The sequence below is a fragment of the Halovulum dunhuangense genome (genome assembly GCF_013093415.1).
GTDB classification, from domain to species: domain Bacteria; phylum Pseudomonadota; class Alphaproteobacteria; order Rhodobacterales; family Rhodobacteraceae; genus Halovulum; species Halovulum dunhuangense.
Window position 1 is genome coordinate 688,854 of sequence record NZ_JABFBC010000002.1, and the last position, 15,733, is coordinate 704,586.

Here is a 15,733-nt window from a genome sequence, read left to right on the forward strand (position 1 = left end):
CTGTCGCACCCGGCCAGCATGAGCGCAATGCTAATAATCTTGCGGCAAAACGGCATTTATTGGTTATTTTGTTACCGCTATGATTGACCCGCCACAGGGCAGGCCCTAGCTTGCTCGCAACCGCACAGGCGATTCCGCATTGCAACAGAGAGATGCCATGACCGATCCGCGCCATGATTTCGCGTCCGCCCCGCTTCTTGCGAACCTGACCACGCTGACCGCCGCCGCGCTTCCCGCGGCCGAGACGGTCGAGGCGGCGGCGCGCGCGGCGGTGGCAGAGCGGATCGCCCGGAACGGCGGCGAACCCGAGCAGCATGCAGCGCACGGCCTCGCCTGGCTTGCCACCTATGTCGAAAGCCTGCGGCAGATGCAGCTTTGGGCGCAGCGCCTGGACGCGTGCGGCAGCTTCGGAGAGGTGGAGTCCCTGATCCTCCAGATCGGTTTCGGGGAATATCTCGCCCAGATCGCCGGCGGCATCCCGATGAGCCAGGGAGAGACGGCGCGCCTGACGGACATGGGGGTCGACGGCACCACGCGGGACCGGTTCGCCGGCACGCCCGCCGTGGCGACCCTGATAGAAAGCGGCAACACCGATGCGGCGCGGGCACGGCTTGTGGCGCTGATGTCCCGGGCAAGCGGCGCTGCGACCTTCGGCGCCACCGGCCTGGACGAGGACATGGAGATGATCCGCGATCATTTCCGCCGCTTCGCAGAGGATCGCGTCGTGCCCCACGCGCATGGCTGGCACCTGCGGGACGAACTGATCCCCATGGAGATCGTCGACGAGATGGCGGCCCTTGGCGTCTTCGGCCTGACCATCCCCGAGGAATATGGCGGCGCCGGCATGGGCAAGACGGCGATGTGCGTCGTCTCGGAAGAGTTGAGCCGTGCCTATATCGGCGTCGGCTCGCTCGGCACCCGTTCCGAAATCGCGGCGGAACTCATCCTGTGCGGCGGGACCGACGCGCAGAAGAGGACATGGCTTCCCCGGCTCGCCAGCGGAGAGACGCTGCCCACCGCCGTCTTTACCGAGCCCAACACCGGCTCGGACCTTGGCGCGCTCCGGACGCGCGCGGTGCGCGACGGCGAGGAGTGGGTGCTGACCGGCAACAAGACATGGATCACCCATGGTGGCCGCTCGGACCTGATGACGGTTCTCGCCCGCACCGATCCCGCGACATCGAACTATGCCGGCCTGTCCATGTTCCTGGCGGAAAAGACCCGCGGCAGCGACGAGACGCCGTTTCCCGACCCCACCATAGCCGGCGGCGAGATCGAGGTGCTGGGTTACCGTGGGATGAAGGAATACACCCTCGCCCTCGACGCTCACCGCGTGCCTGGCGAGGCGCTCCTCGGTGGGGCGGAAGGCCAGGGCTTCCGGCAGCTGATGCAGACCTTCGAGAGCGCGCGCATCCAGACCGCCGCCCGCGCCATCGGCGTGGCCCAGAACGCGCTGGAACTGGGCCTTGCCTATGCCCGGGACCGCGCGGCCTTTGGCAAGTCGATCCTGGCCTTCCCCCGCGTCTACGGGAAACTCGCCATGATGGCGGTGGAGATCATGGTCGCGCGCCAGCTGACGTACTTCGCCGCCCGCGAAAAGGACGCTGACCGCCGCTGCGACCTCGAGGCGGGGATGGCCAAGCTGCTGGGCGCGCGCGTCGCGTGGGCAGCGGCAGACAATGCGTTGCAGGTCCATGGCGGCAACGGCTTCGCGCTGGAATACCCGATCAGCCGGGTGCTGTGCGACGCCCGCATCCTGAACATCTTCGAAGGCGCGGCCGAGATCCAGGCGCAGGTGATCGTCCGCCGCCTGCTGGAGCCGGGGCGCAACTGACGCAGGCGTGACGGCGGCGGGCTTGGCCGGCCCGCGCACGGCGTCTACTCTGGCGTGGCACCCAATACGGAGCCCGACCCGATGAGACCGGCCATCGCCACCCTCGCGCTGTGCACGCTTGCCGCCTGTAGCCCGCTGCCCGACACCGTGGGAGAGGCGGCGCCGTCCGATACGCTGTGGACACTGGAATCCCTGAACGACGGCCCGGCCGCCTTCGGGGCGACGCTGCGCTTCACCTCGGACGGGCGCGTCACCGGCAGTGGCCCCTGCAACAGATTCAGCGCGCGGCAGACCGCACCCCTGCCCTGGTTCCAGATCGAGGATATCGCCGCCACACGACGCGCCTGCCCGGACCTTGCAGCGGAACAGGTCTATTTCACCGCGCTCGGGGCGATGGAGTTCGCGGAAGTGGCGGCCGACAGCCTGCTGCTGACCAACACGGACGGCGAAAGCCTGTTTTTCCGGTCGGCCGCCCGGCCCGAGGACTCAAAGCCGTAGGATCAGATGCGCCAGCCGCTCTCGGGCGGGTGGCAGCGTCTTGCCGAGCGCGGGCATCAGCCGCGCGTTCAGGAAATGCCCCGAAAGCCGCATTCCGTCGGCCAGGTCAGCGGCGGTGATAGGCGCCGCCCCGGCATCTGCCCGCAGGAACGGCGGCAAGGTCAGCAGCCGGTCGGCCCAGTCGGCCCCGGCGCCACCCGCAACGGCGCGCCCGGATTTCGGCGATACCCAGGCCAGCCCTTCCGCCGCGCCGGTCAGCGCGCAGCTCTCAAGCTCCAGCCCGAAGCCAAGCTCGGCCAGCAGCGCCAGTTCCCAGTCGATGTAATGCGCGGGCCAAGCGGGGGCGCCCGCCTCCATCGCGTCGAGAAGCGCCACGGTCTGCCGGTAAAGCGCCGGAAACGGCTGCCGCTCGGCCAGGGCTGTCTGCGCCAGCGCCGTCACCGCCCCGAGGCCGGCCAGCGCAAGCCGGTCCGACATTATCCCGGCGCGCGCCTGAAGCGGTTCCACGGTGAAATTGCCCAGGTGATCCGCCAGCCGCGCACGCCAGCCCAGCGCAAGCTGCGCGCCGGGCTGGAGGATCGGCGCAAGCCTGCGCCCGCCGCCACCGCGCACCAGCCCGGCATGGCGGCCCTGCCCTTCGGTCAGCACCTCGATGATCGCGGCGCTCTCGCCATGCCTGCGCACGGACAGAAGCACCCCCTCGCCCTGCCACTCCATGATGCGACGCTACTCCGCCAACCCGTCCTCGTCGAGCAGGTGGCGCCCGGCGCGATCCTCGACCTCGATCACCCATAGATCCGGGTCATATTTCCGCTGGCGGGCGATGGCCGCGTCAACGTCCGGCTCTGCCCCCTCGGCCAGCAGGGCCCAGACGCGCTGCCCGTCCAGCCCCAGGCTGCGTGTGAAAGCCCGCGCCTGCCCGTCCAGCGTCGATTGCTTGACCAGGACCGCACCGGCAGTCGCGTCGCCGCGCGCCACGACAAAGGCCGGGATGTCCGCCAGCCGCAGCCGCGCAAGATAGGCCTGCACCCAGAACTCGGCTGTCAGCCGCATGCGCGAAAGGCCCCCCGATCAATCTCCGTCGTGGAAATCGAGGCCCATTTCCTCGTAGCGCTCGATCTCTTCCTGCCAGTTCTCGCGCACCCGGACCTCGAGGAAAAGATGCACCCTGCGGTCGAGAAACTTCTCCAGCTCCTCCCGCGCGGCGATGGAGACCTGCTTGATCGTGGCGCCCTTGGGGCCCAGCGCGATGCCGCGGTGGCCTGCGCGGGCGACATAGATCACCTGCTGGATGCGCACGGACCCGTCCTTGCGCTCTTCCCATTCCTCGGTCTCGACGGTCAGCTGGTAGGGCAGTTCCTGGTGCAGCCGCAGGGTCAGCTTCTCGCGGGTGATCTCGGCGGCGATCATGCGCAGCGGCAGATCCGCGATCTGATCCTCGGGGTAGAGCCATGGCCCCACCGGCAGGTGCTCGGCCAGCCAGCGGCGCAGGTCGTCGACGCCAGACCCCTTTTCGGCCGAGATCATGAAGGTGGCGGCGAAATCGCGGCGGGCGTTCAGTTCCCGCGACAGCGCCAGCAGCGTGTCGCGCTTCACGCGGTCGATCTTGTTGATCGCCAGCACCACCGGGCGACCGGCGGCGCGTTCCTCCAGCGCCTTGAGAATTTCCTCGACACCCTCGGTGATGCCGCGATGCGCCTCGACCATCAGCACGACGACATCCGCATCCGCCGCACCCGACCACGCGGCCGAGACCATCGCCCGGTCCAGCCTGCGCCGTGGACGGAACAGGCCCGGCGTGTCCACGAAGACGATCTGCGCCTCGCCCTCGAGCGCGACGCCCCGGATCCGCGCCCGTGTCGTCTGCACCTTGTGGGTGACGATCGACACCTTGGCCCCGACCATCCGGTTCAGAAGCGTCGATTTCCCGGCATTGGGTTCCCCGATCAGGGCAACGAAGCCGCATCTCGTATCGGTCATGCGTGGCCCTCCAGCCGTTCGAGAAGCGCGCCGGCCGCCGCCTGCTGCGCGGCCCGCTTGGAATTGGCGGTGGCGGTCGCCCGCTCGCCGGTGGACAGAACCGCCGATATGGTGAACTGCGGCGCGTGGTCCGGGCCCCTGCGTCCCTCCTCGACATAGTCGGGAGGGGTCAGGCCGCGGGCCTGGGCCCATTCCTGAAGCGCGGTCTTGGGGTCGCGCGCCGTCGCCTCGGCCACTCGGATCCGGGGCGCCCAGAGCCGGAGGACAAGATCCTGCGCTGCCGCGAAACCGGCATCGAGGTAGACGGCCGCGATCACCGCCTCCATCGCGTCGGCCAGCAGCGCCTGCTTGCGCCGCCCGCCCGTCGCCCGCTCGGACCGGCCCATGATCAGCGCGCTGCCAAGGTCGATGGCTTCGGCGATCTCGGCGCAGGCTTCCTTGCGGACAAGCGCGTTGAACCGGGGCGCAAGATCCCCCTCGCGCGCGTCGGGGTCGTCGGCCAGCAACGCCTCGGCGATCACCAGCCCCAGGACGCGGTCGCCCAGGAATTCCAGCCGCTGGTTGTCGCGCCGAACGGGACCGGAATGCGAGGCATGGGTCAGCGCCTCTTCCAGCAGGGACGCGTCCGTGAAGTCATGTCCCAGGCGGCGGGCAAACTCGGCCTGTGGCGGTTGCAGCTTCACGTCACTCCACCAGCATGAAGAAGCGGTCTGCGCGCCAGGTCCAGAAATGGATGATGGACGAGCCGGCGGAAGAGAACAGGATCAAGTCGGCGCGGCCGATCAGGTTGCGCAGCGGCACCATGCCGACACCGTTCGCCGCCTGCGAGAAGCGGCTGTCCACCGAATTGTCGCGGTTGTCGCCCATGAAGAAGAAATGCCCCTCGGGCACCTCGAAGGGGCCGCGGTTGTCGGCGGCCGTCTCGCCGATGTTCAGGACCGGGTAGCTCACGCCATTGGGCAGCGTCTCGATCGCGCGCTCCTTCACGCATTCCCCGCCCAGGCCGACAGGCCCGTTGCGCAGGCAGCGCGGCAACGAACGCGCGGGGCCCTGCTGCTCGTAGGTCTCGGTGAAGAAGCCGTCGGCCACCTGCTGCACCGGCTCGCCGTTCAGGATGATCCCGCCATCGCGGATCTCGATCGTGTCGCCCGGCAGGCCGATCAGGCGCTTGATGTAGTCCTCGCCCGAAACGGGGTGGCGAAACACCACCACATCCCCACGCTCGGGATCGGACCCCAGCAACCGCCCCTCGCGGTCGGCCAGGGCACCGCAGAAATCCACCCCGGCGATCGACGGGCAGGAATAGGCGGAATAGCCGTAGGCGAACTTGTTCACGAACAGGAAATCGCCGATCAGCAGCGTCTGCTTCATCGAGCCGGACGGGATCCAGAAGGGCTGGAACAGCAGCGTCCGGATCAGGCCCGCAAGGATCAGCGCATAGGCCAGCGTCTTGATCAGCTCGAGGATGCCACCGCCCGAGGATTTTTCCTTTTTCGCCATTTGTTCGCCGCCGCTGCAAGGGTTCGCGCGCTTGTCGCGCGGCATCCCCCGGGAGTCAAGCGCCGCCCATCGGACTGCGCGGGCGCGCCTCGATCACGACGAAAGCCTGCGCCCAAGGGTGGTCGTCGGTCAGCGTCACATGCACCACCGCCTCGTGCCCCGGTGGGGTCATCTCGGCCAGCCGTTCGGCGGCCCAGCCGGTCAGTTCCATCACCGGCTGGCCGGTCGGCAGGTTGCTCACGCCCATGTCGCGCCAGGCGATGCCCATGCGCAGCCCGGTGCCCAGCGCCTTGGAACAGGCCTCCTTGGCGGCCCAGCGCTTGGCGTAGGTGCCGGCCGTATCAAGGCGACGCTCGGCCTTTTGCTGCTCGCGTTCGGTGAAGACGCGGTTGCGGAACCGGTCGCCGAAACGATCGAGCGTGGCCGCGATACGGTCGATGTTGCACAGATCGGTACCGATGCCGAGGATCATGGCGCGCATCCCAGAAGGTCTGACGCGTCCAGATAGCGGCGAGGCGCGGCCCACCGCAAGAGGGCGGGCCGCAAGGGATCGGGGATCGGCGCCCGCTCAGTTGCCGTAGCTGATCGCCCCTGTCGCCCGGTCAACGGTCAGGTTCTGGGCGACGGCCCCGTCGGGCCCAAGGATCGCGGCGGTGATGGTCTCACCGGCCTCGGCCACATCGCCCAGGCTGTAGGTTCCCATCCCCCAGCGCTGGAGCCGCCGCTCGAGAAAGGCGCAGACATCATCGACCGACAGGTTCATGTCGCGCATGACCTGGCCACCGAACATGCCCCCGAAGCCGTAGCCCGGCCCGCCCTGGTAGTTGAAGCCGGCCCCCGGCCCCCAGCGGTTGGCGTTCGGATCGCCGGGATAGCCGTAGCCGCCACCCTGCATCATGCCCGGCCCCATGCCCTGCATCATTCCCGGGCCCATGCCGTAGCCGGGACCCATTCCGTATCCCGGTCCGCCCTGATAGCCGAAGCCGGCGCCCGGACCGGGCCCCCAGCGGCTGGTGTTCGGATCGCCGGGATAGCCGTAGCCGCCACCCTGCATCATGCCCGGCCCCATGCCGTAGCCGGGACCGCCCCCCCATTGCGGGGCCTGCGCCGTGGAAGCCGTGGCCGCCAGGAGCCCCGCAGCGGCAAGCGCTGCAAGAAGCGTCTTCCTGCGTTTCATCTGTCCATCCCCCATTTCCGGATCATCGCAGCGCGCGATGCCCCGCCGGGCCGAAACCCGGCGCAGGGTCAGACTGCGCCCGCCGTGGCGCAGGGGCATTGAGGCAGATCAAGCGGGGCGGAACCCTCAGCCGTCAAAGGCCTCCGCCCGGGCCGCGTCCATTTCCGCGCGCATCCTGTGGATGGCGGTCTCGAGCCCGGTAAAGATCGCCTCGCCGATCAGGAAATGGCCGATGTTCAGCTCCATCACCTCGGGGAAGGCGGCAACGGGACGCACCGTGTCATAGGTCAGGCCGTGGCCGGCATGAACTTCCAGGCCCAGCGAATGGGCATAGGCCGCCATGTCGCGCAGTCGGGCAAGCTCGGCATCGCGGGCGTCGACATGCCCCTCGGCATGGGCGTCGCAATAGGCGCCGGTGTGCAACTCGATCACCGGTGCACCGATCCGCGCCGCCGCCTCGATCTGGCGGGCGTCGGCGGCGATGAAGATCGACACCCGGCACCCCGCATCGCGCAGCGGCGCGATGAAATGGGCAAGGCGGTTCTCTTCCCGCGCCACTTCCAGCCCGCCCTCGGTGGTGCGCTCCTCGCGCCGCTCGGGCACGATGCAGACGGCATGCGGCGTGTGGCGCAGGGCGATCTTCTGCATTTCTTCGGTGGCAGCCATCTCGAAGTTGAGCGGCACGCCGATCTCGGCCATCAGCCGCTCGATATCCGCGTCACGGATGTGGCGGCGATCCTCGCGCAGATGCGCGGTGATGCCATCGGCGCCGGCGGCTTCCGCCAGCTTCGCGGCCCGCACCGGATCAGGCACGTCGCCGCCGCGCGCGTTGCGCACCGTTGCGACGTGATCGATGTTCACGCCCAGCCGCAGGCGGCCGAGAGGGGCGGTAAGGCGCGTCATGGCGGGTTTGTCCTTTCCTTCGGGCGTCAGCGGCCTTCGTTGGCCAGACGCCGCGCCGCATGCTCGGCCTTCTGGCGTGCCAGCCGCTCCTGCGCCTTGTGCAACAATCTGGACCGCCGGCGCGCCTGGTAGGCAGCAACCAGCGGTCTCGTGAGGAAATAGAAGATCACCGCAGCTATCAAGCCCGGCAGCAGGCCGCCCACGAAATACGGGACGAAGACGTCGCTCCAGAACGTGCCCAGCCGCCCCCAGGACGCATGACCAAGACCGAAGATCGACAGGAACGACTCCCACAGGTCGGACAGGGCGCCGGTAAAGGCCTGTTGCACCGTCGCCTGATCAGGGCCGCTGCCGGACATCCCGAACATCCGTCGCCCCAGCCCCAGCGAGATGGCGCCAAACACGGGGAACGTCACCGGATTGCCGACGAAGGTTCCGATCATCGCGGCCAGGATGTTGCCCCGGATCATCCACGCGATCAGGGCGGCATAGAGGAAGTGCAGGCCGAACAGCGGGCTGAACGACACGAAGACGCCACAGGCAAAACCGAGAGAGATCTTGTGCGGCGTGTCGGGCAGCCGCTTCAGCCGGTGGCCGACATATTCGATGGCCCTGCGCCAGCCGCGGCGAGGATAGACACCCTCGCGAAGCTTGCGCCAGAAAGACAGCGGCTTGCGCCGTTTGAACACCATATCGACCTGCGGCCCCCGGAATCCCGCGCGGCGACCGTGCCACGCGGACTAGTTTGACCGTTCCTTCTCATACCTAATATCTGGCACGAAGCGGTTCGACGACCATGCCACGAAATCTTTTCACCTCCGTGACGTCCGAATCCGCCTCGAGCGCGGTCTGCACGTTGTGGAGATGCTGTATGTCCCGCACCTCCAGATCGATCACCACCCTGTAGAAATCAGGTTTGCGATCCGTGAACACGATGTCGCTGATATTCGCGTGCTGCTCGCCGATCAGGGTGCAGATCCGTCCCAGCACGCCCGCGTCGTTGGCGATCACCACCTCGATGCAGGCGATATGCGGCGTGCGCGAGGCGGTCGGCGTCCAGGCAAGGTCGATCCAGCGATCCGCCTCGTCCTCCAGCGCGGCCAGCGTCGCGCAGTCGATGGCATGGACCTGCACGCCCTGCCCCTTGACCGCGATACCGACGATCCGCTCGCCGGGCAGCGGCTGGCAGCACGGCGCGGGTTGCGCGGTCTGGCCGTCCAGCAGGCCCACGATCGGCCTGTCCGCGGCGTTGCGGTCGCGGAGAAAGTCCTCTTCGCGCAGCAATTCGGGATAAAGCGTCCGCACCAGGTCGCGCCCGGTCAGTTCGGCCGCGCCCAGCCGCGCCAGCAACTCGTCGGCGTTCTCCAGCAGCAGTTGCTTGGCGGCGGTCTTGAGCGCCTTGTCCGTGGCCTTCTTGCCGACACGTTCGAGTGCGACCCGGGCAATCTCGGCGCCCAGGCGGATATGGCCGGCGCGGTGCTCTTCGCGCAGGCTGCGCCGGATCGCCGCCTTGGCGCGGCCGGTCACGACCATGTCCTCCCAGCTGGGCTGGGGGCGCTGACCCTCGGCGCGGATGATCGTCACCGACTGGCCGTTCCTGAGCCGTGTCCAGAGCGGCACGCGCTGCCCATCCACCTTGGCGCCGACGCAGCTGTCGCCGATCCGCGTGTGGATCGCATAGGCGAAGTCGATGGGCGTGGCGCCGCGCGGCAGCTTGATGACCTCGCCCTTCGGCGTGAAGCAGAACACCTGGTCGGTGAACATCTCGAGCTTGACATGCTCGAGGAAGTCCGACGGGTTCTCGGCGGTCTCGAAACTCTGCGTCAGCTGCGCAAGCCAGCGGACCGGATCGACCACGAAGGGGTTCTCGAAGCGGGTTCCTTCCCGGTAGGACCAGTGCGCGGCGACGCCGGTCTCGGCCACCTCGTGCATTTCGCGGGTGCGGATCTGCACCTCTACCCGCTTGGCCGAACGGCCCGATACGGTGGTGTGGATCGACCGATAGCCGTTCGACTTGGGCTGGCTGATATAGTCCTTGAAGCGCCCGGGCACCGCCATCCAGCGCTGGTGGACGGCACCCAGCGCGACGTAGCAGTCCTCGACCGAATTGGTGATGATGCGGAAGCCGTAGATGTCCGACAGCCGGCCGAACCCCTCGCCCTTTTCCTGCATCTTGCGCCAGATCGAATAGGGCTTCTTCTCGCGCCCGATCACCTGCGCCTCGACCGCGTGCTGGTCCAGCACCTTGCGGATATCCTCGGTGATCTGGGGGATCAGATCGCCGGTTTCCTTCTTCAGCGTGATGAAGCGCCGGATGATCGACTGGCGCGCATCGGGGTTGAGGATGCGGAAGGCGATGTCCTCCAGCTCCTCGCGCATCCACTGCATGCCCATGCGACCCGCCAGCGGCGCATAGATGTCCATCGTCTCGCGCGCCTTGCGGGCCTGCTTCTCGAGCGGAAGGTGCCGGATGGTGCGCATGTTGTGCAGCCGGTCGGCAAGCTTGACCAGCAGCACGCGCAGATCCTTGGACATGGCCATCAGAAGCTTGCGGAAATTCTCCGCCTGCTCGGTCTCGACCGAGGACAGCTCCAGGTTGGTCAGCTTGGTCACGCCGTCGACAAGCTGCGCGATCTCCGTCCCGAATCGCGCCTCGACCGCGGAATAGGTCGAGCCGGTGTCCTCGATCGTGTCGTGCAGCAGCGCCGTCACGATGGTGGCATCGTCCAGCCGCTGCTCTGCCAGCAGCGCCGCCACCTCGACCGGGTGCATGAAATAGGGTTCGCCCGAAGCGCGGAACTGACCCGCGTGCGCCTGCATGCCATAGGCATAGGCGTCGCGGATCAGGGCCTCGTTGGTGTGCGGGTTGTAGACCCGGATGAGATCGACCAGTTCCTCGTCGGTGATCATAGCCGCATCCCGTTGGCCGGCCCTCATCGGGCCGGCAGGCGATCAGCTTTCGCCCTGCGCTTCCATCAGGGCGCGCAGCAGCTTCTCTTCCGACATGTCGTCCTCGACCGGCGCAGGCTGGTCGGCCGACATCAGAAGCGCCATCTGGTCCTCTTCGGGCTCGTCCACCTCGATCTGGCGCTGATGGCTTTCGATCGCGCTCTCGCGCAGCTGTTCGGCGGTCAGCGTCTCGTCCGCGATCTCGCGCAGGGCGACGACGGGGTTCTTGTCGTTGTCGCGGTCGATGGTCAGCGGGGCGCCGGAAGACAGCTCGCGGGCACGGTGCGCCGCCAGCATCACCAGCTCGAACCGGTTGGGAACCTTGTCCACGCAATCTTCGACTGTCACTCGGGCCATAGGGGCCTCCTCCGCTCGCAGTTCGGTCCGGAAAAGCCGTTCCTAGTGCAATTCCTCTGCCAGCGCAAGCCGCACGCGGGACAGATGCGGGCCCGCGCTATTCCGCTACGTCGCGCTTGTCGGTCTGCTCGATCCGCCCGAGCGGGCCAACGCCTGCCACTGCCTCGGCCGGAAGGGCCGACAGCATCTCGGTAGTGGATTGCCCGGTGACGGGATGGCGCCAGTCGGGCGCCAGTTCCGCCAGCGGCACAAGCACGAAACCGCGCCGATGCAGGCCGGGATGGGGCAGGACAAGCGTGTCGACCGGGGCCTCGCGCCGCTCATCCTCGGACAGCGCCATCCAGCGCCGCACCGTCAGCTCGTCAGGCAGGATCTGCGCGCCGCAGGCCAGAAGGTCCAGATCGACCATCCGCGGCTGCCCGCGTCGTCCCTCGGCCCGGTCTAGGGCCGCCTCGATCCGGTCCAGCCGTTCCCGCACGGCATGGGGTTCGTGATCCGCGTGCACGTTCACGACCGCGTTCACATAGTCGGGGCCGGCACCCGAGGGTTGCGCCGGACTCACATAGAAACCCGTACGCTCCCGGACCTGCAACCCCAGCCCCTCCATGTGCCACAATGCGTGGGAAAGGAGATCGGCGGAGGTCTGCTTTCCGCTGGGCAGACTGGAGCACAAGGCGATCAGGTAATTCATTCTGGCGACCGTTTTGCGCTTTTATCGTTCACGCATTGCGCATACCCTGACGGTGTTGAAAGAATGTGCAAGCCTTTTTGTGTATGGAAAAGGCTTATTCTCCGGGGGCAAGGAATGTTCTATCGAGACGAGCGACTGGCGCTCTTCATAGACGGATCGAACCTGTATGCGGCCGCAAAGGCGCTGGGTTTCGATATCGACTACAAGCTGCTTAGGGCAGAATTCATGCGGCGCGGCAAACTGTTGCGCGCCTTTTACTACACCGCGCTTCTCGAGACCGAGGAATATTCCCCGATCCGCCCGCTGGTCGACTGGCTGAACTACAACGGCTACACGATGGTGACCAAGCCCGCCAAGGAGTTCACGGACTCCATGGGCCGCCGCAAGGTCAAGGGCAACATGGACATCGAGCTTGCGGTGGACGCGATGGAACTTGCGCCGCGCATCGACCATATCGTGCTGTTTTCCGGCGACGGCGATTTCCGGCCGCTGGTCGAGTCCCTGCAACGCCAGGGCGTGCGTGTGTCGGTCGTCTCGACCATTCGCTCGCAGCCGCCGATGATCGCGGACGAGCTGCGCCGCCAGTGCGACAACTTCATCGAACTGGAAGACCTGCGTGAGGTCATCGGTCGCCCCCCGCGGGAGGATCAGGGCCAGCGCAACGCGACCCGCGAGGAACAGGCCAGCTGATCCTGTGATCCCGGCCGATCCACCAAGAAACTGCGACCTCTGCCCCAGGCTGGTGGCCTATCGGGACGAGGTCGCCTTGCGCCAGCCCGACTGGTATGGCGGCGCCGTGCCGTCCTTCGGCGATCCCCAGGCACGCCTTCTGGTGCTGGGGCTTGCCCCGGGCGTAAGCGGCGCGCACCGGACCGGGCGCCCCTTCACCGGCGACTATGCCGGCGACCTGCTCTATGAGACGCTGACCCGCCACGGCTTTGCCAATGGCGCCTTCGACGCGCGACCCGATGACGGGCTGGCGCTGCACGATTGCATGGTGACCAACGCGGTGCGCTGCGTCCCGCCGCAGAACAAGCCGGTCGGCGCAGAGATCAACACCTGCCGGCAGTTCCTGTTGTCGCGCATGGCAACCCTGCCCCGGCTGGCGGCTGTCGTCTGCCTTGGCCGGATCGCCCATGACAGCCTGGTGCGGGGTCTTGGCGCGCGGCTGGCCGACCATCCCTTCGGCCATGGCGCGGCACATGACGTGGCGGGCTACCGGATCTTCGACAGCTATCACTGCTCGCGCTACAACACGAACACCGGACGCCTGACACCCGCCATGTTCGACAGCGTGTTTGCCGCCGTACGCGCGCATCTCGACCGCAGCGGCTAGGATCCGCGCCCGGCACGTCTTGCCGCCCGCCCTGATCGTCCATTAGACATGACGTGAAACCGACCCGGAAGGCATCCTGATGGCCGCACCCCTGACCCTTTACCTTGCCGCGCCGCGCGGCTTCTGCGCGGGCGTGGACCGGGCGATCCAGATCGTCGAGATGGCGCTCGAGAAATGGGGCGCGCCGGTCTATGTGCGGCACGAGATCGTGCACAACCGCTATGTCGTGGACGGGCTGCGCGCCAAGGGCGCCGTCTTTGTCGAGGAACTCGACGAATGCCCGCCCGACCGCCCGGTGATCTTTTCCGCCCACGGCGTGCCCAAGGCCGTCCCGGCCGAGGCGCAGCGCCGCAACATGCTGCATGTGGATGCGACCTGCCCGCTGGTGACCAAGGTCCATATCGAGGCCGCCCGGCACCATGAGCAAGGCCGCCAGATGGTGATGATCGGCCATGCCGGCCACCCCGAGACGCTGGGCACCATGGGCCAGCTGCCCGAGGGCGAGGTGCTGCTGGTCGAAACCGTCCAGGACGTCGCCCGGATCGAGGTGCGCGACCCCGGGAAGCTGGCCTTCATCACCCAGACCACCCTGTCGGTGGACGACACCGCCGAGATCGTGGCCGCCCTCCGCGCGCGCTTTCCTGCCATCATCGGACCGCACAAGGAAGACATCTGCTACGCCACCACCAACCGCCAGGAGGCGGTCAAGGCGATGTCCCCCAGGATCGACGCGCTGCTGGTGATCGGCGCCCCGAACTCGTCCAACTCGAAGCGGCTGGTCGAGGTGGGCGCGCGCGCCGGCTGCGCTTATGCGCAACTTATCCAGCGCGCCGCCGACATCGACTGGCGCGCCATCGACGGGGCCCGCGCCGTGGGCATCACCGCCGGTGCCTCGGCCCCCGAAGAACTGGTGCGCGAGGTGACGGACGCCTTTGCCGCGCGCTACGACGTGACGCTGGAACAGGTCGAGACGGCGCAGGAAAACGTCGAATTCAAGGTGCCCCGCATCCTGCGCGAGGCGACTGCATGAAGGCGGTCCCGGCAGCCGCGCTCTGGCTTGGGCTGGCGGGGCTGCTGCCCTTCGCCGGCGGCGCGCTTGCGGCACTGGGACTTCTGGGCGATCTGGCCGGGCCGGATTTCGGGTTGCGCGTGCTTTCTGCCTATGGCGCGGCAATCCTTGCCTTCATGGGCGGCTGCCTGTGGGGGTTCGCGGCAAAGGCGGGCCGTGCCGAGTGGAAATGGCTCGCCTTCAGCGTGGTGCCGGGGCTCTGGGCGTTCTCGGCCGCCTTCTCGCCCGCACCGCTTCTGTCGCTGATGCTGGGCTATGTCGTCCTCTTGGCGCTCGACACCATGTTCCGGCTGGAACGCATCGCGCCCGACTGGTGGATGGGCCTGCGGCTGCCACTGACGGCGGGCGTGCTGATCTGCCTTGGCGCGGGGGCAATGGCGGGGTGAGCGGGGATCCGCAGACGCTTGCCTTTTATGACGACCGCGCCGCCGACTATGCCGAATTCGCCGATGCCCGGGCCGAAACGCTTCATCCACAGCTTCAGGCGTTCCTTGCACGCATGCCCCTTGGCGCGCGGATCCTTGATCTGGGCTGCGGCACCGGCTGGGCTGCGGCCGCGATGCAGGCGCAGGGGCACCGCGCCGACGCCTGGGACGCAAGCCACGGCATGGCGGAAGAAGCAAAGGCCCGCCACGGGATCGAGGTGCGGGTCGCACCCTTCCACACGCTGTCCGCGCGAAACCGCTATGACGGCATCTGGTGCCACTTCGCGCTTCAGCACGCGCCGCGCGAGACGCGGGCGCCGATCTTCGAGAGGCTGGGCAACGCGCTCAGGCCGGGTGGACTTCTCTATCTGGGCGTGCAGAAAGGGCCGCGCGACTGGCGCGACGACATGGGGCGGCTCTACTGCCCCTTCCGGGAGGACGAGATGACGGATCTGCTGACGGCAGCAGGGTTTTCGGACCTCGAATACGAGGCCGGGACGGGGCGCAATTTCGACGGCACGCCGACGCTGAACCTCTATGTCCGGGCGCGCAGGAATGGTTGAGATCGTGGCCTATACCGACGGCGCCTGCTCGGGCAATCCGGGCCCGGGCGGCTGGGGTGTCCTCTTGCAGGCCCGGCGCGACGGCGCGCTCGTGCGCGAGCGTGAGCTGTCGGGCGGCGAAAGCACGACCACGAACAACCGCATGGAACTGACCGCCGCACTCGAGGCGCTGCGCGCGCTGGAACGGGGCGCGTCCATCACCATCGTGACCGACTCGACCTATCTGCGCGACGGCATCACCAGGTGGATCCACGGCTGGAAACGCAACGGCTGGAAGACGGCCGCGAAGAAGCCGGTGAAGAACGACGATCTGTGGCAGGCGCTGGAAGCAGAGGTCGCGCGCCACCAGGTCACCTGGGACTGGGTGAAGGGCCACGCCGGCCATGACGAGAACGAGCGGGCCGACGCGCTGGCCCGTGCAGGAATGGCCCCTTTCAAGCGTTGAACCGCG

General features: G+C 67.8%; 20 protein-coding genes. 8 read left to right on the forward strand and 12 right to left on the reverse strand.

Annotated features, from left to right (window positions below; translation table 11 throughout):
* The first annotated feature begins 157 nt into the window (after window positions 1-157).
* A complete protein-coding gene (locus HMH01_RS13990; protein ID WP_171326384.1) occupies window positions 158-1,834 on the forward strand; it encodes an acyl-CoA dehydrogenase family protein in 1,677 nt (558 codons plus the stop codon).
* 81 nt (window positions 1,835-1,915) lie between these two features.
* Window positions 1,916-2,332 (forward strand): META domain-containing protein, encoded by a 417-nt coding sequence (locus HMH01_RS13995; RefSeq protein WP_171326385.1) that lies wholly within the window; start codon window positions 1,916-1,918, stop codon window positions 2,330-2,332.
* On the opposite strand, the gene recO is transcribed toward HMH01_RS13995, so the two are convergent.
* The 12 genes from recO to folK all read right to left on the reverse strand — a co-directional run bounded on the left by recO (window position 2,321) and on the right by folK (window position 11,889).
* Window positions 2,321-3,052 carry a DNA repair protein RecO gene (recO, locus tag HMH01_RS14000; protein WP_171326603.1) on the reverse strand — a complete coding sequence of 244 codons (732 nt, stop codon included), beginning with the start codon at window positions 3,050-3,052 and terminating at the stop codon, window positions 2,321-2,323. The two genes, HMH01_RS13995 and recO, sit on opposite strands and share 12 nt — an antisense overlap.
* Window positions 3,053-3,058: 6 nt before the next feature.
* Window positions 3,059-3,385, reverse strand: a complete 327-nt coding sequence (locus HMH01_RS14005) for a DUF1491 family protein (protein WP_171326386.1) — start codon at window positions 3,383-3,385, stop codon at window positions 3,059-3,061.
* A gap of 18 nt (window positions 3,386-3,403) precedes the next feature.
* The gene (gene era / locus HMH01_RS14010; RefSeq protein WP_171326387.1) at window positions 3,404-4,312 is read right to left on the reverse strand and encodes a GTPase Era; all 909 of its coding nucleotides are present in this window, start codon (window positions 4,310-4,312) and stop codon (window positions 3,404-3,406) included.
* The gene (rnc, locus tag HMH01_RS14015; RefSeq protein WP_171326388.1) at window positions 4,309-4,995 is read right to left on the reverse strand and encodes a ribonuclease III; all 687 of its coding nucleotides are present in this window, start codon (window positions 4,993-4,995) and stop codon (window positions 4,309-4,311) included. Before rnc ends, era begins: the two co-directional genes overlap by 4 nt.
* Before the next feature lies 1 nt (window position 4,996).
* A complete protein-coding gene (gene lepB, locus HMH01_RS14020; protein WP_171326389.1) occupies window positions 4,997-5,812 on the reverse strand; it encodes a signal peptidase I in 816 nt (271 codons plus the stop codon).
* Window positions 5,813-5,867: 55 nt separating this feature from the next.
* A complete protein-coding gene (acpS, locus tag HMH01_RS14025; protein ID WP_171326390.1) occupies window positions 5,868-6,284 on the reverse strand; it encodes a holo-ACP synthase in 417 nt (138 codons plus the stop codon).
* A gap of 96 nt (window positions 6,285-6,380) precedes the next feature.
* Window positions 6,381-6,989, reverse strand: a complete 609-nt coding sequence (locus tag HMH01_RS17750) for a hypothetical protein (RefSeq protein ID WP_216366859.1) — start codon at window positions 6,987-6,989, stop codon at window positions 6,381-6,383.
* Between the two features lie 126 nt (window positions 6,990-7,115).
* On the reverse strand, window positions 7,116-7,892 hold the full coding sequence (locus HMH01_RS14035) for a pyridoxine 5'-phosphate synthase (RefSeq protein WP_171326391.1): 777 nt from the start codon (window positions 7,890-7,892) through the stop codon (window positions 7,116-7,118).
* Between the two features lie 26 nt (window positions 7,893-7,918).
* Window positions 7,919-8,584: a DUF2062 domain-containing protein gene (locus HMH01_RS14040; protein WP_216366860.1), complete on the reverse strand. Its 666-nt coding sequence runs from the start codon at window positions 8,582-8,584 to the stop codon at window positions 7,919-7,921.
* A gap of 73 nt (window positions 8,585-8,657) precedes the next feature.
* Window positions 8,658-10,802 (reverse strand): RelA/SpoT family protein, encoded by a 2,145-nt coding sequence (locus HMH01_RS14045; RefSeq protein ID WP_171326392.1) that lies wholly within the window; start codon window positions 10,800-10,802, stop codon window positions 8,658-8,660.
* Window positions 10,803-10,844: 42 nt separating this feature from the next.
* Window positions 10,845-11,198, reverse strand: coding sequence for a DNA-directed RNA polymerase subunit omega (gene rpoZ / locus HMH01_RS14050; RefSeq protein WP_171326393.1), 354 nt, complete (start codon window positions 11,196-11,198; stop codon window positions 10,845-10,847).
* A gap of 97 nt (window positions 11,199-11,295) precedes the next feature.
* Entirely contained in the window at window positions 11,296-11,889 is a 594-nt protein-coding gene (folK, locus tag HMH01_RS14055) for a 2-amino-4-hydroxy-6-hydroxymethyldihydropteridine diphosphokinase (RefSeq protein ID WP_171326394.1), read from the reverse strand.
* 114 nt (window positions 11,890-12,003) lie between these two features.
* On the opposite strand from folK, the gene HMH01_RS14060 reads away from it, so the two are divergent.
* The 6 genes from HMH01_RS14060 to rnhA all read left to right on the forward strand — a co-directional run bounded on the left by HMH01_RS14060 (window position 12,004) and on the right by rnhA (window position 15,727).
* Window positions 12,004-12,579: a LabA-like NYN domain-containing protein gene (locus tag HMH01_RS14060; protein WP_171326395.1), complete on the forward strand. Its 576-nt coding sequence runs from the start codon at window positions 12,004-12,006 to the stop codon at window positions 12,577-12,579.
* A gap of 52 nt (window positions 12,580-12,631) precedes the next feature.
* On the forward strand, window positions 12,632-13,225 hold the full coding sequence (locus HMH01_RS14065) for a uracil-DNA glycosylase (protein WP_343035311.1): 594 nt from the start codon (window positions 12,632-12,634) through the stop codon (window positions 13,223-13,225).
* Between the two features lie 76 nt (window positions 13,226-13,301).
* A complete protein-coding gene (gene ispH / locus HMH01_RS14070) occupies window positions 13,302-14,255 on the forward strand; it encodes a 4-hydroxy-3-methylbut-2-enyl diphosphate reductase (protein WP_171326605.1) in 954 nt (317 codons plus the stop codon).
* Window positions 14,252-14,680, forward strand: a complete 429-nt coding sequence (locus HMH01_RS14075) for a DUF3429 domain-containing protein (protein ID WP_171326397.1) — start codon at window positions 14,252-14,254, stop codon at window positions 14,678-14,680. The genes ispH and HMH01_RS14075 overlap by 4 nt, the downstream gene beginning before the upstream one ends.
* Window positions 14,677-15,282, forward strand: a complete 606-nt coding sequence (locus HMH01_RS14080) for a methyltransferase domain-containing protein (protein WP_171326398.1) — start codon at window positions 14,677-14,679, stop codon at window positions 15,280-15,282. The genes HMH01_RS14075 and HMH01_RS14080 overlap by 4 nt, the downstream gene beginning before the upstream one ends.
* Window positions 15,275-15,727 (forward strand): ribonuclease HI, encoded by a 453-nt coding sequence (rnhA, locus tag HMH01_RS14085; RefSeq protein WP_171326399.1) that lies wholly within the window; start codon window positions 15,275-15,277, stop codon window positions 15,725-15,727. The genes HMH01_RS14080 and rnhA overlap by 8 nt, the downstream gene beginning before the upstream one ends.
* Window positions 15,728-15,733 lie beyond the last annotated feature (6 nt).